The sequence below is a fragment of the Bordetella muralis genome (assembly GCF_965139205.1).
Classification (GTDB): Bacteria; Pseudomonadota; Gammaproteobacteria; order Burkholderiales; family Burkholderiaceae_B; genus Bordetella_A; species Bordetella_A muralis.
This window is the reverse complement of the sequence record NZ_CBCSIU010000009.1, coordinates 115,298-140,223: the sequence shown is the minus strand read 5'-3', so window position 1 is coordinate 140,223 and position 24,926 is coordinate 115,298. Positions and strand designations below refer to the sequence as shown.

Genomic DNA, 24,926 nt, shown 5'->3' with positions numbered 1-24,926 from the left:
TAAGTATGGGGATGTTCGGACGCTCGCAACGAGCTGCTTTCAAACCGTCGGTTTATCAGCCCAGCAAGCGGGCCCGCCGCATGCCGCGGTGGCTCGGCGTGCTATTGGTCGGTATCGGCTTGGGCGCGGGCGGCTTGTTGTTTCTGCAAGCCAATTATGGCCCGCCACGCCTGACTGCCGAGGAATCCGAGCAGCTACAGTCCGAACTGAATACGGCCAATGCCGATCGGCAACGCTTGCGGACTCAAGTCAACGAGGCAACCACCCAGCGTGACGCCAGCCAAGCTACCGAGACACAAGCCACCACCGCGTTGGCGGAGGCTCGCACCCGGCTGCAAAAGGCCGAGCAAGATCTGCTGATTTTCCAGAATATCGTGCCTCCCGATCCACGCGGCACGGACATCGGCGTACGCGCGGGTTCGTTCAGCCGTGCTCCGGGCAAACTCAGCTACCAGGTCCTGCTGATGAAAGAAAGCAAGGACACGGAATTCAAAGGCACGTTGCGGCTGACGGTGCAGGGCGTCTATCGCAACGGACGCGCAGGCGCTATCGAGCTGGATCCTATTGATGTCACGCTGGGGCGTTATCACGTGGCTCAGGGTACGGCAGAATTGCCCGAAGGCTTTACGCCGAACGCCATACGCATCCAGGTGCTGGATCCTTCCGAGCGCCAACAAGCCATGCGCTTGTATTACGTGCGCGGTTAAGGCCGCGCTACGCAACAATGGCGGGCCGACATGGCCCGCCATTGACTGACATCACGCACCGCCGGCGCTCAGTTTTCCTGCCGGCGATGACACACGTGCTACTGCTTGACCGCGTACAAATAAATCTCCACACGGCGGTTCAGAGTACGGCCTTCGGCCGTGCCGTTGTCGGCAATCGGGTCGCGGGCCGCACGGCCTTCGATACTCATGCGATCTTGCGCCACACCCTTGCTGGCCAGATAAGACGTCACACTGCGCGCGCGGTTATCCGACAGCGTCTGATTGTGGGCGGCCGAACCTGTGCTATCGGTATGTCCCACCACCTTCGTACGCAACTCGGGATGCTGAGTCAGCGCACGCGCCACACTATCCAGCACCGGCAGCAAGGCCGGTTTCAAAGCCGTCTTGTCGGTATCGAACGAGACGTTGCTGGGGATATTGACCTTCAGGCTGCCATCGGGCATTTCGACCACGTCAATACCCAATGACGACGCGCCGGATTGTTGGACGTCTTTCTTCACGCCGGACCAGTTGTATCCGATCAGCCCCCCTGCCACCGCACCAATACCCGCACCGATGGCGGCTCCTTTACCGTTGCCGATCAACGCCCCGATACCCGCTCCCGCAGCAGCGCCGGCACCCGTGCCGACCGCCGTATTGGTTTGCTGTTGAGTCGCGCAACCGGCCACCAGCAACGTGGCGGCGGCAAATGCCGCGATACGGGGAAATGTTCTTCTTACTTGCATGACAGCCTCCAATAGCGCAACGAAATGGCGCAAATAGACATTGCCGGGCAAACCGGCGAGATGATGCTAACAAGGCGTCCTCTGCCGACTGCAACTTTTTGTACCAGATGCGGCGCCGATTGCAAAGCATGTCACGCAGAGTTTGCCAAATTATTTCAACGACCTTGCAATGAATCGACATGATTGCAACTGTGAAATGGCGTTTAGGCCCTCTCAATAACGGCGAGTACAACCATTGGGGCTAACACCGATATCAACGGTTGCGCCTTTTAATTAGCATGGGTTGTATCTTTATGGGTTTGGTGCAACCGGATTTTTCCAACGGGTTTGCAGTAGGCCACTTAAAACGGGTAAGTGAATTGCAAACCACCGCTCGCGCCGACGCGCGCATTGCCTCTCCTGCGGCTCCTCGCCGCAAATCACGAGCACCGTGGGCAACCTGGCTCCACCGCATTTTCGTCGTCTTGATGTACCTTTTCATGCTCAGCCCGCTGATTTTTGTAGTGTGGCTCAGCTTCTTCAAGGACGCCATTCTGTATTTCCCGCCGTCGGGTTATACCTTGTCCTGGTATCACAAGGCAGTCACGGACTCAGCCTTTGTCAATGGCTTCATCACCAGCCTGCAGGTTGCGATCATTGCCTCGCTCTGCGGCGTGACGCTGGGTGTGGCCGCATCGCTCGGCATCATCCGGTATGCATTCAAGGGCAGCAACGTGATCAATACGCTGTTGCTCTCGCCCCTGCTGGTCCCCGGCATCGTCGCCGGCGTGGCCATCTATCTCGCGTATTTACAGGTCGAAAACATCCTGGACATGGACGTGGTGGGCACCTATGGCGGGTTGGTGCTCGCGCACATCTGCCTGACCATCCCCTGGACGGTGCGTCTGGTCTCGGCCAGCATGCACGGCCTGGACCCTTCCATCGTCGAGGCGGCGCGCAACCTGGGCGCCAGTCCCCGCATCGCGTTCTGGCGCATCACGCTCCCTATGCTTCGCCCCGCGATCGTCGCCGCGTCTCTGTTCAGTTTTGTCGTCTCGTTCGAAAACCTCGAACTCTCGCTGTCGTTGGTAGGCCCCGGTCGCACCACGCTTCCCATTGCGATCATGCAATATCTGGAATTCAACCTTGACCCGACCATTGCGGCGGTATCCGCGATCCAGATTCTGCTGTTGGGCATCGTCATGCTGGTGACCGATCGCTTCGTCAAACTCAGTCAGGTGGTTTAGTAATAATGGCAAAGGTCTCTATTGAGCGGCTTAAAAAGACGTTCGGTTCTGCCGTCGCAGTCTCGGATTTTTCCCTCGACATCGCTGATGGTGAACTGGTTGCCTTTCTGGGCCCGAGCGGCTGCGGCAAGACCACGACGCTGCGCATGATCGCAGGCTTTATCGAGCCTACTGCTGGCACCATCCGCATCGGCGACGATGACGTCACGCATATGCCGGTCCACAAACGCAATACCGGCATGGTGTTCCAGCGCTATGCATTATTCCCGCACATGACCGTCAGCCAGAATGTCATGTTCGGCCTGGAAATGCATAAAGTCGGAGCCGCCGAGCGCGACAAGCGCATGCGCGCCGCGCTGGACATGGTGCGCATGTCCCAGTTTCATGACCGCTATCCCCGCCAGCTATCCGGCGGGCAGCAACAGCGTGTGGCCATCGCCCGCGCCTTGGCGATACAGCCGCGCGTGTTTCTGCTGGACGAGCCGCTCTCCAATCTCGACGCCAAACTGCGCCTCGAAGTACGCGAGGAAATCCGCGAACTGCAACGCAATCTGGGTCTCACCACGATATTCGTCACCCACGACCAGGAAGAAGCCCTGGCCATCGCCGACCGCATGGCCATCATGTATGACGGCAAAGTACAACAGATCGGTTCGCCAGAGGCGCTATACGAACGCCCAGCCAATCTATTCGTGGCCGACTTCCTGGGCAAAATGAATTTCTTCGAAGGTTCGATCACCGAGGCGGGCAAGTTCCGGACCACGAATCAGCGCGACATTGCCATCGCCGGTGCAGATAGCGGCATCAAGAAAGTCGGCGTGCGTCCCGAACGCGTCACCTTATCGGCCGAGCCCCAAGGCCCCAATGCCCTCGCTGGGGTCATTGATACCGCAATCTATCTGGGCTCCATCATCGACGTCCGCATGCGCCTGGACTCGGGGGAGTCCGTCAGTGCGCAAGTATCCAATCGGGGCGGCACTCACGTTCAGCACCTGTCCGAGGGCACCCGCATGCATGCGTGCTTTGACCCGGCAGATTGCGTGCTATTCAGCGAATGAGGCGGCACGACATGGATTCTGCTGAAAAAAGCGCGCGCCAAGGCCGGCGCATGGGCGCCAGCCTGGCGTTTCCCGCATCGATCATGGTATTGATCGTGATGCTGGTGCCTATCCTCATGCTGTTTCGCTACAGCTTCAATCATTTCGACAACGGGATGATGGTCGACGGCTTCACGCTGGACAGCTACCTGAAGTTCTTCGGTGACCCGTACTACCGGGATGTCTTTCTGAATACGGTCTATGTCGCAGCCGTGTGCACGATCCTGTCATTGATCCTCGGCTTTCCGGTCGCCTACTTTCTGGCCAAATCGCAAAGCCGCTACAAAAGCCTGTTCATCATCCTGCTGGTCTTTCCCCTGATGGTCGGCAACGTCGTGCGCGCTGCGGGTTGGATGATCATCTTGGGCAATGCAGGTTTCGTGAACTATTTTCTACAGTTGTTCGGGTTCACAGATCAGCCGGTGCAAATGATGTACACGCCCTTTGCCGTCATCGTCGGCACAACAGGCGTAGTGCTGCCGTATTTCATTTTGACCTTGCAAAGCGTGCTTGAAGGCATCGATTTTTCCGTCGAAGAAGCAGCCCAAAGCCTGGGCGCCAATTTCTTCGTGAGTTTCTATCGCATCGTGTTGCCCATTGCCGCCCCAGGCGTCGCCGCCGGGACCGTGTTGGTTTTCATCCTGTGCATGAACGCCTACGCCACGCCCGTGTTATTGGGCGGCACAGGCATCACCATGATGGCGCCTGCGTTATACGACCAGATCACCAAGGCCGCAAACTGGCCATTCGGCGCCTCCCTGGCCCTGGTGCTGGTCGTCGCCACCTTGGCCATGGCCACGCTTTCCAATTGGTTTATCCATCGCCGCTACGTCAAGACGATGGTGTCCTGATCCACCTCTTTGCCGAATTCTAGGAGTGCCCCGATGTCTGCAGTGCTATTCAAGAACGGGAATTTGCTGGACCCCACGCAACCCGAGCTACAAGAAGGCTATGACGTACTCGTCGAAGACGGGTTGATCAAAGAAGTCTCCGACAAGCCCATCAGCGCCGCATCGGCCCGCATCATCGACGCCACGGGCAAGACCGTCATGCCTGGCCTGATCGATCTGCATGGGCACGTCATGGCCACGCAGCTCAACCTCAGCAGCCAGGGCGCGTTGCCCGACGCGCTGGTGATGATGCGGGCCGTGCCCATCATGGCCGCCATGCTGCGCCGCGGTTTCACCACACTACGCGATGCGGGTGGAGCAGGCTGGGGGTTGAAATGCGCCGTCGAGGAAAACACCATCGTCGGCCCCCGCCTGTTTATTTCCGGGCGTGCGCTGAGCCAGACTGGCGGCCATGGCGATCCGCGCCAACGTTCGGATCATTTGCGCCCCATGAGCTATTGCGGCTGCTGCTTTCGTGCCGGTGATATCGGCCGCGTCGTCGATGGCGTCGACAACCTGCGACGCGCCGTACGCGAAGAGTTCCAAATGGGCGCCGACCAGATCAAGATCATGGCGTCTGGTGGCGTAGCATCGCCCACCGACCCCATTGCTGCCTATGGCTATTCCGAAGAGGAAATCGCCGCGATCGTCGCCGAAGCCCGTGGCCGTCAGACCTATGTCATGGCGCACTCGTACACCGCCGAGGCCATTGAGCGCGCGGTTCGCAACGGCGTACGCACCATCGAACACGGCAACCTGATCGACGAACCCGTGGCCAGACTGATGGCAGAAAAAGGCGCCTATGTGGTGCCCACCCTGGTCACCTACGAAGCGCTCGCCAACGAAGGCGCTTCGTACGGCCTGCCCGCCGACAGCGTCGCCAAGATCGCGACCGTGCGCACCGCGGGCCTCGCTTCGCTAGAGCTATACAAACGCGCAGGCGTCAAAATGGGCTTTGGCTCAGACCTGCTCGGGCCCTCGCAACGACTGCAAAGCGACGAGTTCCGCATTCGCGCCGAGGTCCTGCCGAACTTCGACGTCCTGCAAAGCGCCACGGTAATCGGTGCCGAAATCCTGAACATGCAAGGCAAGCTCGGCCAACTCATCCCGGGCGCGATTGCCGACGTGCTGGTGGTCGATGGCGACCCGTACAACGACATCAACTGCCTGCTCGGCCAAGGCGACCACATCCCGCTGGTCATGAAAGCTGGCCAGATCTATCACGACGAGCTTGCCGCCTGAATCTGATTAAAGGAATCCCATGTCCAAGCCCGACAATCCCTACATCAATTCCCAGCCCGGCGAGGAAATGGGAGACCTCAATGCCAGTAAAGGCTGGAAGCCTCCCGTTCCCGCAACCTCTCGCGATCGCGGTGAGGGCCCCTTTAAACGCCTGGTACTGCGCGGCGCCACCATCATCGATGGCACCGGCGCGCCGCCGTGGGGACCAGTCGATATCGTCGTGGAGAACGAACGTATCGTCGCCCTGATCGGCGTCGGTGCTTCGCTGGACACGATCAATCCGGCACGTCGCCCTGCCCCTGGCGATCACGAGATCGACTGCCACGGCAAATTCGTCATGCCCGGCCTGATCGACTCGCATGCTCACATCGGCACGCCGTACCACTCCATGTGCGACGTCGAGCCTCCCGCCGACTACATCTACAAACTGTGGCTGGCGCACGGCGTCACGACGGTACGCGAAATGGGTGGCCTGAACGGGCTGGGATATACCCTGCAGCAAAGAGAAGCCTCGGCCAAAAACGAAATCGCGGCACCGCATATTCTGTCGTACGCCTATTTCCCCGCCGTCAATGATCGCGTCAAGACCATTCACACTCCCGATCAAGCGCGCGATTGGGTACAGCGCCTGAAGGCCCGCGGTGCCGACGGCATTAAATTTTTCGGCGCACCGCCCACGATCATGCAGGCGGCGCTGGACGAAGCCGCCAAAGTCGGCCTGGGCTCGGGCTGCCACCACGCTCAAATGGCCGTGACGCGCGTCAACTCGCTGAAGTCCGCCAAATGGGGCCTGACCAGTTCCGAACACTACTACGGCCTGCCCGAAGCCCTGTTCGAGAACCAGGTCGTACAGAACTACCCCACCGACTACAACTACAACGACGAATACTTCCGTTTCGCGCTGGCCGGCCAGACGTTCAAACAAGCCGCGGCCCCAGGCAGCGCAAAGTGGAAATCGGTCATGGAACAGTTCCTGGAACTGGGCCATACCTTTGTCCCCACCTTCAACATCTATGACGCCAACCGCGATCTGATGCGCGCGCGCCGTGCGGATTGGCATGACGAGTACACCTGGAAAGCCGTCTGGAAATATTTCCAACCCCAACGCGGCGGCCACGGTTCCTACTGGTATCGCTGGAGCACCACCAACGAAATCGAATGGAAAGAAAACTATCGCCTCTGGATGCAGTTCATCAACGAGTACAAAAACCTCGGCGGCCGTGTCTGCGCCGGCAGCGATAGCGGCTTCATTTTCCAGATCTTTGGTTTCGGTTTGATCCGCGAACTGGAGCTGCTGCAAGAGGCCGGCTTCCATCCGCTGGAGGTCTTGCGCAGCGCGACCTCGCAGGGCGCCGAATTGCTCGGCGTCAACGAGGACCGCGGCTCGGTCGACATCGGCAAACGCGCCGATCTATTGATCCTGCAGGAAAACCCGCTCGAGGATTTCAAACTGCTGTATGGTACGGGCGCACTGCGCCTGAACGACGGCACCGGCCAGCCTGAATGGCGCCGCGCCCTGCAATACACCATCAAGTCCGGCATCGTCTATGACGTAGACCAATTGCTCGCCGATGTACGCGCATTGGTCAACGATGGCTGGGGCGATGACAAGAACCGGCCGCCTTATGTACGCTGATCCTCGCGCCTCCGATTCGACGGACTCCCGCCTTGACGCTGCTTTCGCGGCCGACGGCACATCCAGTGCTTCGGCCGCCTCGAGCAACGACACGGCGCCTGGTCAGCACGGCGCCGTATCACGCGACAACGCGCCGATTGAGCTCATCATCCTCGCGGGTTTCCTGGGCAGCGGCAAAACCTCATTGCTGGTTGACCTGTTGCAAAGCGATGATCGCGGTGAAACCGGCGTCATCGTCAACGAGGCCGGTGAAATCGGCATCGATGGCGTGATCGTCGAAGACGGCTCGCAGAACTCCGTCACCATGCTGGCCAACGGCTGCGTATGCTGCTCGCTGCGCAGCAGTCTGGTTGATACTGTGATGTCGTTGCTCGACGCACCCCGACCCGCAGGCCATGGGCCTCTCACGCGCATCGTGCTGGAAACCAGCGGCCTGTCGCGGCCCGGTCCCATCATCGCCTCGCTGGCAGATCCGCTGCTCGGTTCACGTGGATTGCGTATCTCGGTAGTCAGTACCTACGACTGCGAACGAGGGTTGCTCAACATCGAGTCCTTTGACGAGGCTGCAGCCCAGCTCGCCGCTGCGCAACGCATCGTTCTGACCAAAGTCGATCTGATCGCCCCGGAAACCATCGAAGAGCACCTTAGCGCCATTCGCGGCGTCAATCCGCTGGCCCAGATCGTCGCAGATACTGATCGCACCCAGGCCGTGCGGCAGGCGTTCACCACACCACCCACCAGCGATCCGGTTGACCTCGCACTGCAGGCATTGCTCTCATCCGACACGCGTGCGCAAGCGCATCCCCGTATCCATGTGCTCAAAGGCACACGGCGTCAACCGGCCGAATGGGAGGATCTATCGATCTGGCTGGATGATCTGGCGGGTCTGTGCGGCGATCGCCTGTTGCGAGTCAAGGCAGTCTTCAACGCCACCGACTGCGACGAACCCATCCTGATCCAAAGCGTGGGCACGACGTTCGGCATGCCGCGCAGAATGACGCAACGTACCGACACAGACGACATCTGCGTTGTGATCACCCGCGATATCGATGCGGCGGACATCAACGCAGCCTTTCCTGATGCACCGGTCCTATTGACCGCTGCTGCCGTTTTCCCTTTTCCCCAGCAGGAAGCTCCACCCCTGCGCCATTTCCACAGAGGGCACCATGCATAAGCACAATCTCCATCGACGCGGCTTTATCAAGCAGGCGGCAGGCCTGGCCATCGCGCCGGCCCTGCCTCTGATCCCTGGCATGGCACACGCCGCCTCCTCCAATGTCGTAGTCGGGACCTGGGGCGGCGATTACCAAAACCTGCTGCAGCAGTTCATCAGCCCCATTGTCAAGGCCCAAGGCGTCGATGTGGTCTTCGATACGGGCAACGCCACGGCGCGCAACACCAAACTTAAAGCCGAGCGCAACTCGCGTCGCGGCTCCATGGATATCGCACTGCTTGGTGACCTGGACATGTACGACGCCAGCACGGCCGGCGTACTCGAACCAGTGACCGCGGACAAGATCCCCAACCTCGCCAACGCGATCGACACCTTCAAGACGCCTTATTCCATTCCCCATATTTTCAGCGCCATGGTGCTGGTCTATAACAAGGACCTGGTCACCACACCGCCTCATTCATTCAAAGATGCGCTGGATCCCAAATACAAGGGCCGCGTCGGCTTCTCCGACATTCTCTTTAACTTCAACACCCTCTTTGTCGGCCTGGCAGAAGGCGGCGACGGCTCCAGCTTTGAGCCCGGCTACGCGTTCCTGAAGAAGCTCAAAGCCAACTCACCCAAAGTCTTCCCGTCCAACGAAGCCGTCGCCGCCGCCTTCAAATCCGGAGAAATCTGGATCGCCTGCATGTGGAAAGCCCGCGCGCTGCAATGGAAAGAAGCCGGCTTGCCGCTGGAATTCGTCATCCCCGAGGAAGGCGCCATCCCCGTGACATTCGAGGCCGCCGTTCCCAAAAACAGCCGAAACAAAGACGCGGCCTGGAAATACATGAACGCGCTGCTCGATCCCGCCGGCCAAGTGCATTTTGCCGACACCATGGGATATGCGCCTACGGTCAAGAACGCCTCGCTGCCGCCCGAACTCCAGGCATCCGTCGGCTTTACCAAAGAAGAGCTCGCCCGCATTCATCCTTATGACCTGAAAGCCCTGGCCAGCCATCGCGCAGCCAGCCTGGACTTCTGGAACAAGGAGTTCAAGGCCGGGCTGTAACGCCCTCTATCGCGCCTCTCGCACATCTATCGATCTCACCGAAGGAAACCATCATGGGACAAGCTCCTGCACGCAAAATACCCGCCCCTCGCGCCATGATTGTTGCGCCTCAACCCGAGGCCGTCGCCGCAGGGGCAGAGATTCTGCGTGCAGGAGGCTCGGCGCTGGATGCGGTGATCGCCTGCGCCATGGTGCAAGGTGTCGTGGATCCGTTGATGTGCGGCATCGGAGGTTTCGGCATGCTGCACATCCATGACCCGGCGACGGGGATCCGCAAAGTCTACGAAGGCTTTGGCGGATGCCCCATCGAGAGCCGCGCCGACATGTGGCAGGACATCGTCTTGGGTGAAACGACAGACGGTTTTGGCTTCATCGTCAAAGACTGCGTGAACGAAGCCGGTGTGCAGTCGGTCACTGCCCCGGGTATCCTCAAAGCCCTTTCCGCCGCACATGCGGAATTCGGCAGCATGGCTTGGAGCGATCTTTTCGGGGCTGCCATCGACTGCGCCCGCGATGGGTGGATCGTACGGCCTCACGTCTATACCGTTTTCACGCAAAACGAGCGTAAATACGGCCGCATGAATTACGGCGAAAAACTCGCCCTCACGCCGGACGGGCACCGTATTTATCTGGAACCGGATGGCTCATACAAAAAGCTGGGCTCTTATATTCACAACCCCGACTTGGCCGCCACGTTGCAAACGCTCGCAAAGGAAGGCGCCGACAGTTTCTACACGGGCTCCCTCGCCGCACACATCATTGATGACGTGCGCAACAACAATGGCCTGCTCTCTACAGCGGACTTGGCGCAATTTCGCCTGCGCACCTCCGACCCGCTATCGGTCGACTATCGCGGCTGGCGTGTAGACATGCCTGCACCGCCCGGAGGCGGTGTACTGGTGGGACAGATCCTGCGCATCGCCGAGCAATTCGACTTGCCGGCCCTGGGTCACAACTCACCCGAATACATCCGAGTCCTGGCCGAAGCGATGAAAATCGCCCTGCGCGACAAGGAACAATTCATCGGCGACCCCGACTATTCCGACAATCCCATTGACCGCCTGCTGTCCGACGCCTATTGCCAGGAACAGGCGGCACGTATCCGTTCCGGCGAAAAGGCCAACGTCGTCCGCCGCACACCCGGGGAATCCAAACACACCACTCACGTCAGCGCCGTCGATGCCAACGGCATGATCGTGTCGTTGACGCACACGCTGGGCAATCCCTCAGGGTTCATCGTCAAAGACGCGGGTTTTATGATGAATGGTGCCATGAGCACCTTTGACCCCACGCCCGGCACGCCGAACTCCATCGGGCCTGGCAAACGCCGTTACTCGTCCATGTGCCCCAGCATCGTCTACGACGGGGAACAACCCGTGCTCACGCTCGGCGCACCCGGAGCGTCCTGGATTGGGCCCGCGGTCGCACAGGTCATTCTCAACGTACTCGAATGGGGCATGGGCGTTCAAGAAGCCATCATCGCCCCGCGCCTCGTCGCCACCAGCAACGCCATCGACATTTCCAACCGCATTCCTGTCGGTGTACAAAAAGCGGTAGAACAGCTCGGCTACGAAGTCCGCCGCAGCTACCTGAGCTACGCCTTTGCAGGCGTACATGGGATTACTCTGTTTGATGGCAAACTCGAGGGCGGTGCAGACCCGCAACGGGATGGGTATGCGGAAGGGGTCGCGTAGTCGTTGCCAAGCGAAAGATTTCAGTACCGCGAAAGGCGATTCAATCGGGGAGAACCCAAGGTCGGGCATAGCTCTCTGTAATTATTCTTAATGTAGTTAACAGCGAGTTTTCGCAGGTTCGCCCTGTGGTTATAAAGAATGTACAGCCTGATATCAGAGCCCACAGCGGGGCCCAGATGTTTGGTGATAATGTCTTTCCCAAGCAACTCCTGCTCCGTCGAAGCAGACTCGTCAGAAGACGTTCTGGTACGCCATAGATAAATCGCGTCACGGGCTTCGGCCATACGCGTATTTAAAGGCGATCCCTCGTAATCTCGCACAGCGGTAACGGTTTCACCGTGAACGTATTCCAGTAGCGACGAGGAGATGCGTTCAAGTTTTTCATCTCCCGCAAACCACTGCGCCATCGTGAGCCATTTCTCGTCGATGGGTGCTGACATCGTAGTCGGCAGCGCGTTGAAAATTTCTTCGGTATTCTTATCAATGGAACCAATGGCACGGACCACCATGTCGGTATGCCCGGTTTTGTCGAGGATCTTTTTGAACTCCATCACCATAGCCAGTTTTTGATAAGCCGAATCCCCGGACCTGGGATATCCAAGTCTTTCGGAGAACAGCCAGTTCAACGTAGACCGTATGTCCGCAATCGCTCTCGCATCTTGAAAATGCGGTTGCGTCAGCATGTCCATACTTTGCTGATATTCCGAGTCGGAAAGATGCTCCAAGGCGTGCAAGAGCGGTCCGTTGGTGAAAACATAGAACGCCGAATTATCGGCAAGCCATTGCTGGCCCACGTCGTCAACGTATTTGTAGTACTGAGGGGAGAACAGCCGCTCTGCCACCGAAGCACCATGGATAGGACATCCATGATGATGCAGCGCTCCGCGCAGTTCATCCTCCACGACTCCCACCAGGATTTCTGATCGGTCACGCATCGCTTGGCCAAATGGACTGCTGTTATTGACGGCTAGCCAGGTTTCCCGCTGCTTTGCCGTAGGTTCCGGATCGTTTCGGCAGGCGGTAAGGACCACGCCAAACAGCACACCCATGACACACAAAATCAATAGTCTCTTCATCATTTTCTTACTTGTTATTTGAACGTGCACAGTCGAGTGCCCTTAGCTCTGGACACGTTGCTATGCAGTGATTGTTTTTTAAAAAGCCGATCTCGTGAGAGTTCGTGCGCTGCTAGTCTTCCTTTTGAAGTCAAGAATTCCGCACCACGATTTCTCAAAGGTCGGTTCGCCCAGATCACTCTCGATCATGCGAAAGCGGAGGCTAGCAAACGTTCTCATTGTTTTGTAGAGGACGGGACCGGTTGGCTTGCCAGCTTGTCGACAGCAACCGCATTGATTTAGCTAGTTGAACGGCAAGTGGCGCCGCTCTCATGCAAGTATTTAGAAAACTAAAATAGGACCAATCCTGCGATTCAATTGCTTCGCAAGCATCCGAAGCGGCGCAAACACCGTCAATTTCTGCACAACGCTGCCGCGGGCAGCGCGGATTCACCTTCCTTCAGCACCGCAACGGTCTGGCGTTCTCTACGTCTGCTTTTTTTCAAGGAGCCACGATATCGGAGAGACTCAGAAATTCTACCGACTATCGTTTACTCAGAGGGAAAGCTTAAGGCCTGACGTGATGCGTGCGAGCCAGGAACGGGAGCACGCTTAGTGCCAGTGTTACTCGTCGATCGGTGAAATCACCAATCAACAACGCTATTTTTCAGAAAGCACTTATGGAACACGTACAAAATCTATCCGCTGGCCCGTCCACCACATGGCCTGCAATGAGCGAACTCGCTACGCCAGATAAGAGCGTCAAAACAATCAAAGCCGATCCGGAAGGAGACGATCACGCTGGTAAGGCTGATAGCGCTGTTCAAGCCGTCCCGCGTCGAGCCGGCACACCAGGGTCGGATAAGCTTGCCAGAATCTTCATGCGTAGCAAAAACATGGAGTTGGAGTCGGGCATTCGCAGCATGATCAGTGACTGCAAGACTGATTGGCTGTCTAGGACGCTTATTGCGCACAACGCCGCGGTACCCGCGTTGGCAGAGACATTATTGACGGCTGCACAGGGAGACATGACAGAGGCTTTTGTCTTCGCTGCTGCAATGGGCGATTCGTGCACTGCCTCTGCATTCTTTGAGGCGGGGGCAGATACTGTTGAGGCTGCTAAAGGCTTGATTGATAGAGGCGAATGGGATGCCGTGCAGCTCATCATCAAGGACAGATTGTTTCGCTTCTCAGAGGGCAGCGAGGGTCTTTCCGGTGTCGTGACGTACGCGCTGGAATCGAACAACGCTCCAAGCGGGAACTGGCTGAAATGGCTGTGCGGCGATGTGCCGAGTGCCGAAAAGCTTGTTGCCGCGCACTTCGGGCAAAAACGTCATCTGGTGCGATTGATGGACATGGCCAGGTCACAAAGCATCAGCCCAGGCCCGTTGATGGAGGCCGTTATCAACATGCCGGACCTAAGCCGCGAAGAACGTATCAGCGCGATTCGGACAATCGTTGACTCGGAGGAGGTTCCTGAGCATGGTGCGTTTGCCTCAGACAAGGCGCTCCATGAGCAATTAGTGCAAAGCAATATAGAGGCGGCGGAACTGATGATTGCTGGTGGTGTGGGCTGGAACCACGCGCTGTTCCTTGCTGGTTCCGTTGGTGATGGACTGGCAATAAAAAACCTGCTCAGATGCAACGGCGTCCGACAGAATGATGTCATGAATGTCCTGCTGTCTCGGCCTTCTCCTGACGGTAAGAGTGCTATTGTTTATTCGATGATCCAACACTATGTCCTGGAGGGACATTCATCCTCGTCGTCGAAAATCCGTGAGCTGAAAGGGCTATTGAATGCTCGCCCAGAAATCAAAGGGCTCTTTAGAGACCTTGCTGAAATAATGCTGCGAAACGAGATAGAGGCAGGCAATACTCATGCCGTCGCGATTTTGATGACAGCCGGTGTCACGTTAGACGACATCAATGACCTGGATTGGTTAGCCGATCCTATGCGCACTAGGGTTGCTCAACAACAGGTTGACGCTCACAGCAACCCCGGCAATACGGTTAAACCGAGCAAGCAGTTTGTTTAACCCCCTTATCACCATGCGGTGTGTCGCTCGAAAGCCGGCACTTTCGAGCCGCTAACGTGCATTCTTAAATGTGTTAGCCATATCACTGACCCAAGCTTTGTACTGATAGTCTTTATCCGCATGCCCCTGCAGATAATCTATCAGTTCTTTTCGCATTGCCGGACATTTCAATCCAGAGGGTTCCATACTCACTTAAGGGAATGCCCCCCCTCTTTAGCCAGCCATTACATTTCTAACCCTGTCAAGATTCAGCAGATTCGAATCAGACCCGGGAAGAACGTCCACAGCGATGATCGCCTCATCGAAACCGCTAATGTTCGAATAATCCATATAAACTTCGTCTTCCCTCGGTACGTAGAACCGGAAAGACGTGTCCTCGCCAAACTCACCGTCATTAGAAGCAACTACTAGCTTGCATGGCACATCAGCCCACTTCGCCCAAGACTTCAAGAACTCCCGTGAAAATGCCAATCCAATACTCAACGTTAGTTCTTCTGAAAAATCATCAATATGGATGGTATTGAATGAAACTTCATAACCAGTCAAATCGCCAAATCTTGACCGAATCATGTCTGGCCCCATCTCTTCAAGCTTTGACGCATAGTTCTCAAAAAAATAGCATCCGTTTTTCTTTGAAAAGCCGGACTGGATAATTTGTGAAAGGCCAATCGGCAGTTGCGGATAGCGAACCAAATTCAACAGCTCTCTAGAAGCACGTCGTCTCATTTCGTCGTTGAACAAAATCACTTCCTTGCTCCTAAGTAGCCGTACAGAGCTTTACTAATTGCTCGATAACAAGACTCCTCTTTTAACAAATCCTGAACAGCCTTAGGGGCCAAGACGTCTTTTTCCTTATCAAAGAAAACTTTTCTATTCGGATCATAGTAGTACTTTGAGCCTCCACTATCCTGATAATGAATTTGACCGGCCCGTCACACGTAATTCCAGCCGGGTTAGCTACGATCACATTGGCGCGAGACCCCGCGACCTCCAGTAACCCGCGCAACTGCGAGGGATTGCGCGCGGTCACCTGATTCAAGATCGTCGTTGCGGGGTTGCGGCCCAAATGGGGATTACCCGCAATCTGGCCGGCCAACTGTGTCTGGCTCGCCGCACCGCTGTTGTTCAGAATGACGCCGGAAGGGCCGACGTTGAACTCGGTGAACTTGTTGTTCGACACGCCTGCCGCAGGCGGTGCGATCTGGATCACCGGCACCCCGCCTTGATGCTCCACTGCTGGACGCACGCCGGCAGCATGGGGATCGACGGTCAGGGGCAAAGTCTGCGCCAATACCGGGCCACCACCAGAGAGACTCAGCAACACATACGCGAACACTCTGTTCCACGCGCCACAAACTTGAATACGAAACGAACGCATCATCTGCACATTTACGACGCACACGGCACCGCCACCGGCGAGACGGTGCAATGGACGTGACGATTGAGAGAAGGAAATCATTAACCGAGTCGATAGGACTCAGCCAGGGCAAGACGCCCAGCATCGAGGCATGTCGTTGCACGGTTTCCAACGGTATAAACAGGCGCCAACGCATCGCTCTCGGCTGAGCGAGTTGCTAGGCTAGCGAACGTTCTTATTGTTTTGTAGCGGGGTAGCGGCCGGATTTCGCTACCCCTGAGCGGCGAGGACGTTGATATCGCTTGCTGAGCCGCAGATCCTACGGTTTACGCGTAAAGATCAGGCATATTCAAAAACAGGACTGTTCCTATTTTTCTACCCGCTCGATACCCCGGCTTATCAGGTTGGCAGGACCATCACGCATTCGCCCGCAACTTGCGCAACAACGCCGGCAAGAACAGCACCGCCAGCGCCAACACGATGAAGGTGGCCGACAACGGCGAGGACACCAGCACCAGAGGATTGCCTTCGCCTATCGACAAGGCACGGCGCAATTGCGTCTCTGCTAGCGGCCCCAGAATCAATCCGATCAATACCGGCGCAATGGGAAAGTCATAAACGCGCATCACATAACCTGCCAAACCGATCACAAACATCAGCAGCAGATCCATCCACGACGTGCCGACGCCCCAGATCCCGACCATGGCAAAAACCAGGATGCCCGCATACAAATACGGACGAGGCACCAACAGCAATCGCACCCACAAGCCCACCAATGGCAGATTCAAGACCAGCAGCATCAGGTTGCCTACGTATAGCGACGCGATCAACCCCCATACCAGGTCGGCGCTGTTGACGAACAAGAATGGCCCGGGTTGCAGACCATAACTTTGGAACGCGGCCAGCAATACGGCAGCGGTAGCCGACGTGGGCAGGCCCAGAGTCAACAACGGCACCAATATGCCCGCCGCCGCCGCATTGTTGGCGGCCTCGGGCCCAGCAACACCCTCAATCGCACCCTTGCCGAATTCTTCTTTATGCCGGCTCAATCGACGCTCTATCGTGTACGACAGAAAGGTCGGCACCTCGGATCCCCCGGCCGGCAACGCGCCTATCGGAAAACCCAGCGCCGTTCCGCGCAGCCATGGTTTCCAGGACCGTCGCCAATCCTGCCCCGTCATCCAGCGCCCGCCCGACAGCGGATTCACCGCAGGCGGCGCGTTGCGATAGCGGCTGGCCACATAGAGAATTTCCCCGATTGCAAACAATGACACCAGCACCACCGTGATATCGATGCCATCCAACAAATCCGGAGAGCCGAACGCCAGGCGCGCCTGCCCCGAGGGGCCGTCAATGCCCACCACACCCATCGCCAGGCCCAGGAACAACGCAATAAAGCCGCGCACCCGCGACGTCCCCAACACCACCGATACCGACGTAAAGGCCAGCAGCATCAACGCAAAATAATCCGCCGGCCCGAACACGAATGCCAGCTCCGCGATCGCCGGCGCCAGGAACGTCAAGCCCAACGTCGCCAATGTCCCTGCCACAAAGGACCCGATCGCTGCCGTAGCCAGCGCTGCTGCGCCGCGCCCGGCACGCGCCATCTTGTTACCCTCGAGCGCCGTCATCATCGAGCCGCTTTCGCCGGGGGTATTCAACAATATCGAGGTCGTGGACCCGCCATACATCGCCCCGTACAACACGCCGGCAAACATGATGAATGCCGCCGTCGGCGCCAGCTTGACCGTCACGGGCAACAACAGCGCAATCGTCAGGGCCGGTCCGATCCCCGGCAACACACCAATGGCGGTCCCAAGTAACGATCCGACAAAGGCCCACATCAAATGCACGGGCTGCAGCGCGACGGCAAAACCCGCCATCAAGGAATCAAAGGCACCCATTTCACCACCCTGCCAGCGGCAATGCGCCACCCAACGTCACACCCAACCAGGAGAATCCCGCCCAGCAAATCCCGCCCAGCACCAAGCCGATCACGCTGTCGAGCACCAGCCTGCGCGATCCAAACGCATGCGTGACCAAGACAAACGCCAACATGGCGGTCAGGGGAAATCCGAGCGATTGCATCGTGAGTAATGGGATGCCTGCCCCTGCCGCCGCAAAGGCAAAGGCCTTGCGCGATGGCGCGGCGCCGGCCTCGGCGCTCTCGGCCTCCTGGGGATCAAACGAGTCGCCGCGCGCGATCTGCGCCATCAACGCCAGTCCGAGCAGAATCAGGACTGCACCGACCAGCATGACGAATGCCCCCGGCCCTACCCCGCCGTAACCCGCCGCATCCGGCAGCGCATACCCTTGCTGCAGCCAGATCGCGCCGATAATGATCACGGCCAATCCCAACCACCACGGACGGCGTTGCGGTGTCGCGGGCATGACGTTCTCCTGTGCGGAAATGGCTTACTTTGCCAGGCCGAGATCTTTCAACACTTGTGCCTGACGGACTTTTTCCTCGTCCAGGAATTTGGCGAAATCGTCACCTGCGAGGTAAGCGTCATCCCACCCCTGCTTCTCCAGGGTCTGCTTCCATTGAGGTGAGGCATGCATCTTTTGAAAACGATCCAGCCACATGGCGCGGCCTTCTTTGCTCATCCCCGGCGCTCCCACAATACCGCGCCAATTCCCGATTACCACGTCCACGCCCGATTCTTTGAGGGTCGGCGCGTCAACGCCTGGCAGGCGTTTATCAGACGTCACGGCAATGATGCGCAGACGCTTTTGGTCCGCATAGGGTTTGAACTCTGACAACCCCGACAACGCCAGCTTCAGTTGCCCACTGACCAGCAAGGGCACCAGCTCCGCGCCGCTCGGATAGGGGATGTAATTGAGTTTGCGCGGATCGACACCGGCGGATTTGGCGATCAGCCCTGCCGCGACTTGGTCGACACCGCCGATCGAACCGCCGCCGATTGCCAGTGCGCCCGGGTTGCTCTTCATCGCGGCGATCACATCGGCCACGGTCTTGATGGGTGAATCCATCGGTACGGCCAGCACATCGGCGTCGTCGGTCAATCTGACGAGCGGCGTCACCTGGTCCAGCGATACCGGCGATTTATTCAGGATGATGCCGCCGACCAGGATGGCCCCCATCGACATGATGGCGTTGTCGTCGTTCTTGCTGGTGTTGATGAACTCTGCCAGGCCGATCGTTCCGCCTGCGCCGCCCTTGTTCGTGACCTGAAACCCATCAGTGAAAATGCCGGCCTGCTGCATGACCTGCAACGGCACGCGCGCCGCGGCGTCATAGCCGCCGCCCGGCCCTCCCGGTGCCATGACTTTTGCCGGCGCGGCCCCCGCCGCCCACGGCAGCGCAGCCACAACCAATGAAGCCAAAACCCGTGTGATTCCTAGCATGGATGTCTCCTCGATTGGCCGATGCGTGATGTCACCCACCGGCCATTGCCTGTTTATTGATATACGGCGTAATAGACTTTGATACTAGACAATTTTCGGGCGCAATGCCATGTCGTTGTTGTCAGGGTATTCAGCCAGCAGCGTCTCTTGCGTTCCCACCGGCGCGCAGATCCGGCAAGGACAATCGCGCTTACCACTGTCCGCCAGACCAACGACTTATTCATACAAGAGCTCGCTCATGCCGAGCAGGCATTGAAACTCGTACTGTCCGGGATAGTCTTCCATCTCGTCGCCCGTCGAGTTGGGCGCGGTTGATTTCCGTATCCCAATAGTCGCCCTTGACCAGACAGACTGATGCTTTCATCACAGGTATGGAGCCGCTTCATCAAACGGTGATCCTCCAGACAGAGCAGCGAAGTGAACAAGACGCATCCGGAAGTCCCTTTCAGCAAACCCGAGATGACAAGAACACACCACCAAAGCCCAAGTTCCCGGCCATGAACAATTCGCTGGATGCCGCTATTGCGGCGCAGCGCTGGCGGCATAATTGCGGCGACGCAAAACGCCACTCGATCCCGTCTTTCGCACGCGCCATGCACGCTCGGTTTCCCTCAAGGAAATCTTGTGAGCAGCTCACGTAAGCCGCTCACAAACCTTTGATTTATATGGTTTTTACTTATATGCATAGTGCATATTGATGTTTCACACTTCGCATGTGAGTACCTAGAATGGGCTCATGTAGGCAGTTCTGGAAACATCTGTGAGCCGCTTACACATCCACTGAAGATGCGGCGGCCATGATCTTTTCTCCTGTTTTTTCTGCACCTGCACATGAAGCAAACAGCGCCTTAAGTTTTGGGGATGACGCCTACACACGCGTGCGGCGAGACATACTTTCTTGCCGATTGCCTCCCGGCGCATTTGTGACCGAACCGGAACTGATGACCAGGTACGGCATCCGCAAGAACAGCGTGCGTATCGCCTTGGTAAGACTGGCCCATGAAGGCTTTGTAAAGTCCCGCCCTCGCAAGGGCTATCAAATTGCGCCCATTACCTTGCGGGACGTGGAAGAAGTCTTCACGCTGCGTGTTCAGCTCGAACCCCTGGCGGCACGTCTGGCCGTCGGCCGCGTTGACATCGTACAGTTGCGTGAGCTCGAGGCCGCCTGCCGGGTGCAACACCCGGTCATGCAATTGAACGATCAGATTGATGCGTTCATGGATGCAAACTCGGCCTTTCATCTGGCCATCTCGGCCGCCTGCGGCAATGAACGGCTGCATCGCACGTTGGCATCGCTGTTGGACGAAATGTCCCGGCTGGTTGCCCTGGGATTCGGCGTTCAGAAGACCAAGCCCGAAATCAAGCACGACCACAACGCCTTGATAGCAGCGTTCGAAGACAAGGACGGCAAGCGCGCCGAACTGATCGCGCGACGACATATAGAGACATTCCAGGCAATGACCATGGAGAAACTTTATGCAAGTCTGGCGGAAACCGGTGCGGCCATTCCTATTAGCGGCCCAGGGAGCTGGCGATGAATGCGCAGGCTGACATTGAACCGACTCATGACACGGCACGCGTTGCCACGCCAACCGTGCTGCGGGCGACACACCTCAATAAGTTCTATGGTGACCTGCAAGCCCTGCGGGACGTATCTTTTGACGTGCACCGTGGCGAGGTCGTCGCCCTGTTGGGCGCCTCCGGCTGCGGTAAAAGCACGCTGCTGAATATCGCAGCGGGCCTGGATTCGTTCGATCGCGGCGAATTGGAAATAGAAGGCAAGCCTGCAGCGCAATTCGAACAATGGCACAAACTGGCATATATGTTCCAGGAAGACCGTTTGCTGCCTTGGCGCACCGTGCGTGATAACGTGGAATTCGGGCTGGAGGCCCAATCACTGCCCCGCCACGAACGGCATGAGCGTGCGGAACAAGCCCTGCGCACCGTAGGACTGGCCGAGTTCGCTCAATCGTGGCCCCATCAGCTGTCCGGCGGCATGCGCAGCCGCGTCGCCCTGGCGCGCAGCCTGGTCGTCGAGCCCTCCATACTGCTGATGGACGAACCCTTTTCAAAGCTGGATCCGCACACGCGCAGCCAGATGCATCAGGAACTGCTGCGAATTCAGGCCGGTAGTGGCGCCACCATTCTGTTTGTCACGCATGACGTTGAAGAAGCCGTCGTGCTCGCGGATCGCATCGTGCTGCTGGAACCTCGTCCCGGCCGCGTCAAACAAATCGTCGACGTGCCTCTGGCCCGTCCTCGCTTGCCCACCGACCCGGACGCGGCCGAACTGACGCGTCAGCTCCGCCTGAAGGTGACACCATGACGCAAACCGCCACGCGCTCCTTGTGGATTCTGCTGAGTCAGCGTCTGTTCCTCGCGCTGGTCTTTATTGCCATCTGGGCGCTTGCAGCGTCGCGCATGCCGGCGTTTATCCTGCCCGGCCCCTCGAAAGTCTGGGCAGCCATGCAGGCCCTGTTCGCCACGCCCACGTTCCTGCACGACATCGGCATGACGCTGTATCGCGTAGCGATGGGTTTTGTCCTGGCCACCATCGTGGGCACGCCATTGGGCTTGGCGCTGGGATCGAACCGCACGCTGGCCAATTTTTTCGAGCCCCTGCTCTCGGTGACCAATACCGTCTCGTCGGCGATCTGGGCGGTATTCGCGATCATCTGGTTTGGGATATCGAACGCGACAACGATCTTTGTCGTCTTCATGACCGCCATGCCGCTGATCCTGACCAATGTATGGCAGGGATCAAAGAACGTAGACAAACAGCATATAGATCTGGCGCGCAGCTTTCGCATGTCGCGCACGCAAATCCTGCGCAAGATTTATCTGCCCACCATCCTGCCCTACTTTTTCTCTGGCGCCCGATTGGCATTCGGATTCGGCTGGCGGGTGTCGCTCGTCGCCGAAACGCTGGGCTCTTCTGATGGCATCGGATACCGGCTGCGTCAGGCAGCTGATCTGGTGCAAACAGACCAGGTATTCGCGTGGACGCTCACACTGGTCTTGCTGATGCTCGCCCTCGAGGGAGGGCTGTTGAAACCGATGGAACGCCGTTTGTTTCGCTGGAAACCGATTTAAAACTCAACGGAGTTTTTACGATGAACTGGAAAAAATATCTGCCCGTCACGCTGGCAGCAGCAGCCTTGTTTGCCTCTGCCAATGCCCTGGCCGCCGACAAAGTACGTATTGGTTATTGGAGCAGCGGTGTCAGCCTGGGCTATGGCTCAGTGCTGGAGGCCACCGATTTTCTGAAGAAGCAGAATCTGGACGTTGAATTCGTTCGCTTCCCCGATGTCAATGCTCCCTTGCGTGCATTGGCGTCGAACTCGATCGACCTGGCGTTTGGCGCGCCCGCTGCCGGCGTATTCAGCAGCGCCGCCGAAGGCGTTCCCATCAAGGTCTTTTCCGCAACCCAACCTGCCGACGTGCAATTCGTCGTACCCGAAGGCTCGCCCATTACGTCATTGGAACAGCTGCGCGGCAAGAAAGTCGGCATGTCACCGGCCGGCAGCTCTGTTGCTGTCATCGCCGGCGCAGTGCTGGACGGCAACTATGGCATCAAGAGCAATGACTTCTCGCTAGTGGGCGGCAACGAATCCCGCATCGCGCAATTCCTCGCGCAAAAGCAAGTCGATGCTGCGGCATTGCGTTCCGTCACGATCGCCCAACTGAGCGAACTGAAAGTCACTCGCCTGGGGTCGTTTGCCGACGAATGGAAAAAGCTGACCAAGAGCGACTCCGTGCCCTATATCGGCATCGGTGCCGTGCGCAGCGAATTCATCGCGCAACATCCCGATGTGGTGGCCCGTGTGCTGGCAGGCATGCGCAACACCCTGTCGTGGGGCGAAACGCATCGGGACGAAGTCGTGGAGATCCTGCAAAAGTCCGCCAACCTGCCCGAACAAGATGCCCGCGTCTACGCAGGCCAATGGTCGAACATGAACCGCGTCGCCTTCGAGCCGGCGGATATTGCCACGCTGAAACGCGAGCATCAGGTCTTTACAGAAAGCGGAATGATCAAGGGTGAACTCAAAGACGATCTTTTCATGACCGGTCCCTACGAACAATCCAAAACCATCAAGTAACACCACAAAGGAATAGCATGAGCAAAACCATGAAAGCACTGCTGTTGAGCGAACACGGCGACCTGGATCAACTGCAGGTCGTCACCGATAAACCCGCCCCCACCGCCACGGCAGGCCATGTGGTGATTCGCGTGGGTGCGTCCTCATTCAACTATCACGACGTATTCACCGTGCGCGGCATGCCCGGCATCAAGGTGCCGCTGCCTGTCGTGATCGGCCTGGATATGGCGGGTGAAATTGTCGAAGTCGGTGACGACGTGTCTGACTGGAAAGTCGGCGACCGCGTCCTGGTCAACCCGCTGAATCGCGCCAAGGGCCTGATGGGCGAGATGCTGGACGGCGGTATGGCCGAATACTGCCTGGTGTCCGCACAGCAACTGATCGCCCTGCCCGACCAAGTCAGCTATGAAGATGCAGCCGCCCTGCCCGTCGCCTATGGCACCGCGCACCGCATGCTGATCACCCACAACACCGTCAAAGCAGGTGATCGCGTGGTGGTATTGGGCGCCAGCGGCGGCGTAGGCACTGCCTGCGTCATCCTGGCAAAACTGCTGGGCGCAGAAGTCATCGCCTGCGCGGGCAGCGACGCCAAAGGCGAACAACTGCTGAAGATCGGCGCCGATCACGTCATCAATTATCGCGACACCGATTTCTCGAAATGGGCCATCGCGCAATATGGCAAACCCCAACGCCGCACCAACGAAGGCGGCGTGGATGTCGTCATCAACTTCACCGGCGGCGACACCTGGGTGCCTTCGCTGAAATGCCTCAAACGCGGCGGCACCTTGCTCGTATGCGGCGCCACGGCAGGCCATGATCCGAAAGAAGATCTGCGCTATGTATGGAGCTTCGAATTGAACATCAAAGGTTCGAACAGTTTCTACGATGACAACCTCAAGGCCCTGCTGGACATGGTGGCCGACGGCAGTATCAAGCCCGTTATCGATCGCGTCGTGCCACTGGAACAAGCCGCCGAAGGGCTGGCACTGATCCGCGACCGCGAAGTGCTGGGCAAGGTCATCGTCAAACCCTGATTTCGCGCCTGCTTACGAAATCATTTCCCTGAATCTTTCATCATCCATATCATGAGCGAAACCACACTCCCCACCAAAGAAGACATCCAGGCCCGCTTGCGCCGCGGCCCTTATCACGAGTGGCTGGGCATCGAGGTCCTGTCCGTCTCTGAGGGCGAAATCGAACTGTCCGCCAAATGGCGCGAAGAATGGGTCGTCAACCCCGAAGGCGGCTACACCCACGGCGGCATTCTTGCAGCCTTGGTCGATCTGACAGCCGACTGGGCACTCGTGTCGCAAACCGGACGCGGCGTGCCCACCATCGACCTGCGCGTGGATTACCACCGTGCCGCATTGCGTGGCGATCTGCACGCCAAAGGCAAAGTCATCAAATTCGGCTCGCAGGTCTCGATTGCAGAAGCCTACGTGTACGACGCCGACGGCAAACTGCTGGCCAGCGGCCGCGGCGCCTATTCCACGCCCAAGCCCAAGGCCTGATGCAGAGGTGNGTCCGGGGCCAAGGCGCCGGACNCACC

23 protein-coding genes and 1 pseudogene are annotated in these 24,926 nt (G+C 58.1%); 16 read left to right on the top strand and 8 right to left on the bottom strand.

All coding sequences use genetic code 11. From position 1 onward, the window contains the following. Positions 1 to 11 precede the first annotated feature (11 nt). Entirely contained in the window at positions 12 to 707 is a 696-nt protein-coding gene (locus ACNA0I_RS14905; RefSeq protein WP_415806881.1) for a DUF6776 family protein, read from the top strand. A gap of 98 nt (positions 708 to 805) precedes the next feature. On the opposite strand, the gene ACNA0I_RS14900 is transcribed toward ACNA0I_RS14905, so the two are convergent. Next, positions 806 to 1,453, bottom strand: a complete 648-nt coding sequence (locus tag ACNA0I_RS14900; protein ID WP_415806791.1) for an OmpA family protein — start codon at positions 1,451 to 1,453, stop codon at positions 806 to 808. Between the two features lie 467 nt (positions 1,454 to 1,920). On the opposite strand from ACNA0I_RS14900, the gene ACNA0I_RS14895 reads away from it, so the two are divergent. The 8 genes from ACNA0I_RS14895 to ACNA0I_RS14860 are packed head-to-tail and all read left to right on the top strand — an operon-like array spanning position 1,921 to position 11,460. After that, positions 1,921 to 2,679 carry an ABC transporter permease gene (locus tag ACNA0I_RS14895; RefSeq protein WP_415806880.1) on the top strand — a complete coding sequence of 253 codons (759 nt, stop codon included), beginning with the start codon at positions 1,921 to 1,923 and terminating at the stop codon, positions 2,677 to 2,679. Positions 2,680 to 2,684: 5 nt separating this feature from the next. Continuing rightward, entirely contained in the window at positions 2,685 to 3,737 is a 1,053-nt protein-coding gene (locus ACNA0I_RS14890) for an ABC transporter ATP-binding protein (RefSeq protein ID WP_415806790.1), read from the top strand. An 11-nt stretch (positions 3,738 to 3,748) separates the two neighbouring features. Continuing rightward, on the top strand, positions 3,749 to 4,627 hold the full coding sequence (locus tag ACNA0I_RS14885) for an ABC transporter permease (RefSeq protein ID WP_415806789.1): 879 nt from the start codon (positions 3,749 to 3,751) through the stop codon (positions 4,625 to 4,627). Between the two features lie 33 nt (positions 4,628 to 4,660). After that, a complete protein-coding gene (locus tag ACNA0I_RS14880; protein ID WP_415806788.1) occupies positions 4,661 to 5,908 on the top strand; it encodes a metal-dependent hydrolase family protein in 1,248 nt (415 codons plus the stop codon). 19 nt (positions 5,909 to 5,927) lie between these two features. Then, positions 5,928 to 7,544, top strand: a complete 1,617-nt coding sequence (locus ACNA0I_RS14875; RefSeq protein WP_415806787.1) for an amidohydrolase family protein — start codon at positions 5,928 to 5,930, stop codon at positions 7,542 to 7,544. Further along, complete coding sequence (locus ACNA0I_RS14870; protein ID WP_415806786.1) at positions 7,534 to 8,718, top strand: CobW family GTP-binding protein; 1,185 nt, start codon at positions 7,534 to 7,536, stop codon at positions 8,716 to 8,718. The genes ACNA0I_RS14875 and ACNA0I_RS14870 overlap by 11 nt, the downstream gene beginning before the upstream one ends. Continuing rightward, on the top strand, positions 8,711 to 9,766 hold the full coding sequence (locus tag ACNA0I_RS14865; RefSeq protein WP_415806785.1) for an ABC transporter substrate-binding protein: 1,056 nt from the start codon (positions 8,711 to 8,713) through the stop codon (positions 9,764 to 9,766). The genes ACNA0I_RS14870 and ACNA0I_RS14865 overlap by 8 nt, the downstream gene beginning before the upstream one ends. 53 nt (positions 9,767 to 9,819) lie before the next feature. Next, a complete protein-coding gene (locus ACNA0I_RS14860; RefSeq protein WP_415806784.1) occupies positions 9,820 to 11,460 on the top strand; it encodes a gamma-glutamyltransferase family protein in 1,641 nt (546 codons plus the stop codon). Positions 11,461 to 11,480: 20 nt separating this feature from the next. On the opposite strand, the gene ACNA0I_RS14855 is transcribed toward ACNA0I_RS14860, so the two are convergent. Beyond that, positions 11,481 to 12,539: a hypothetical protein gene (locus ACNA0I_RS14855; RefSeq protein WP_415806783.1), complete on the bottom strand. Its 1,059-nt coding sequence runs from the start codon at positions 12,537 to 12,539 to the stop codon at positions 11,481 to 11,483. 656 nt (positions 12,540 to 13,195) lie between these two features. Here ACNA0I_RS14855 and ACNA0I_RS14850 point away from each other — a divergent pair. Beyond that, positions 13,196 to 14,551 carry a hypothetical protein gene (locus ACNA0I_RS14850; RefSeq protein ID WP_415806782.1) on the top strand — a complete coding sequence of 452 codons (1,356 nt, stop codon included), beginning with the start codon at positions 13,196 to 13,198 and terminating at the stop codon, positions 14,549 to 14,551. A 213-nt stretch (positions 14,552 to 14,764) separates the two neighbouring features. Here ACNA0I_RS14850 and ACNA0I_RS14845 read toward each other — a convergent pair whose 3' ends face one another. The 6 genes and pseudogenes from ACNA0I_RS14845 to ACNA0I_RS14820 form a co-directional block, all read right to left on the bottom strand. Next, the gene (locus ACNA0I_RS14845) at positions 14,765 to 15,298 is read right to left on the bottom strand and encodes a hypothetical protein (protein ID WP_415806780.1); all 534 of its coding nucleotides are present in this window, start codon (positions 15,296 to 15,298) and stop codon (positions 14,765 to 14,767) included. Positions 15,299 to 15,359: 61 nt separating this feature from the next. Next, positions 15,360 to 16,010 carry a two-partner secretion domain-containing protein gene (locus ACNA0I_RS14840; RefSeq protein WP_415806779.1) on the bottom strand — a complete coding sequence of 217 codons (651 nt, stop codon included), beginning with the start codon at positions 16,008 to 16,010 and terminating at the stop codon, positions 15,360 to 15,362. A gap of 314 nt (positions 16,011 to 16,324) precedes the next feature. Further along, on the bottom strand, positions 16,325 to 17,812 hold the full coding sequence (locus ACNA0I_RS14835; protein WP_415806778.1) for a tripartite tricarboxylate transporter permease: 1,488 nt from the start codon (positions 17,810 to 17,812) through the stop codon (positions 16,325 to 16,327). 1 nt (position 17,813) lies between these two features. After that, positions 17,814 to 18,299: a tripartite tricarboxylate transporter TctB family protein gene (locus tag ACNA0I_RS14830; RefSeq protein WP_415806777.1), complete on the bottom strand. Its 486-nt coding sequence runs from the start codon at positions 18,297 to 18,299 to the stop codon at positions 17,814 to 17,816. Positions 18,300 to 18,323: 24 nt separating this feature from the next. After that, entirely contained in the window at positions 18,324 to 19,277 is a 954-nt protein-coding gene (locus tag ACNA0I_RS14825) for a tripartite tricarboxylate transporter substrate binding protein (RefSeq protein WP_415806776.1), read from the bottom strand. A 132-nt stretch (positions 19,278 to 19,409) separates the two neighbouring features. Further along, positions 19,410 to 19,553, bottom strand: a pseudogene (locus ACNA0I_RS14820) (proline dehydrogenase family protein); the annotation flags it as partial. A gap of 521 nt (positions 19,554 to 20,074) precedes the next feature. Between ACNA0I_RS14820 and ACNA0I_RS14815 the strand changes: the two are divergent. The 6 genes from ACNA0I_RS14815 to ACNA0I_RS14790 are packed head-to-tail and all read left to right on the top strand — an operon-like array spanning position 20,075 to position 24,888. Continuing rightward, on the top strand, positions 20,075 to 20,815 hold the full coding sequence (locus ACNA0I_RS14815) for a GntR family transcriptional regulator (protein WP_415806775.1): 741 nt from the start codon (positions 20,075 to 20,077) through the stop codon (positions 20,813 to 20,815). Beyond that, positions 20,812 to 21,603, top strand: a complete 792-nt coding sequence (locus tag ACNA0I_RS14810; RefSeq protein ID WP_415806774.1) for an ABC transporter ATP-binding protein — start codon at positions 20,812 to 20,814, stop codon at positions 21,601 to 21,603. The genes ACNA0I_RS14815 and ACNA0I_RS14810 overlap by 4 nt, the downstream gene beginning before the upstream one ends. Then, positions 21,600 to 22,370, top strand: coding sequence for an ABC transporter permease (locus ACNA0I_RS14805; protein ID WP_415806773.1), 771 nt, complete (start codon positions 21,600 to 21,602; stop codon positions 22,368 to 22,370). The genes ACNA0I_RS14810 and ACNA0I_RS14805 overlap by 4 nt, the downstream gene beginning before the upstream one ends. 20 nt (positions 22,371 to 22,390) lie before the next feature. Next, complete coding sequence (locus ACNA0I_RS14800) at positions 22,391 to 23,377, top strand: ABC transporter substrate-binding protein (RefSeq protein WP_415806772.1); 987 nt, start codon at positions 22,391 to 22,393, stop codon at positions 23,375 to 23,377. 29 nt (positions 23,378 to 23,406) lie between these two features. After that, complete coding sequence (locus ACNA0I_RS14795; protein ID WP_415806879.1) at positions 23,407 to 24,411, top strand: zinc-binding dehydrogenase; 1,005 nt, start codon at positions 23,407 to 23,409, stop codon at positions 24,409 to 24,411. A 51-nt stretch (positions 24,412 to 24,462) separates the two neighbouring features. Next, positions 24,463 to 24,888, top strand: coding sequence for a PaaI family thioesterase (locus ACNA0I_RS14790; RefSeq protein WP_415806771.1), 426 nt, complete (start codon positions 24,463 to 24,465; stop codon positions 24,886 to 24,888). Positions 24,889 to 24,926: the final 38 nt, after the last annotated feature.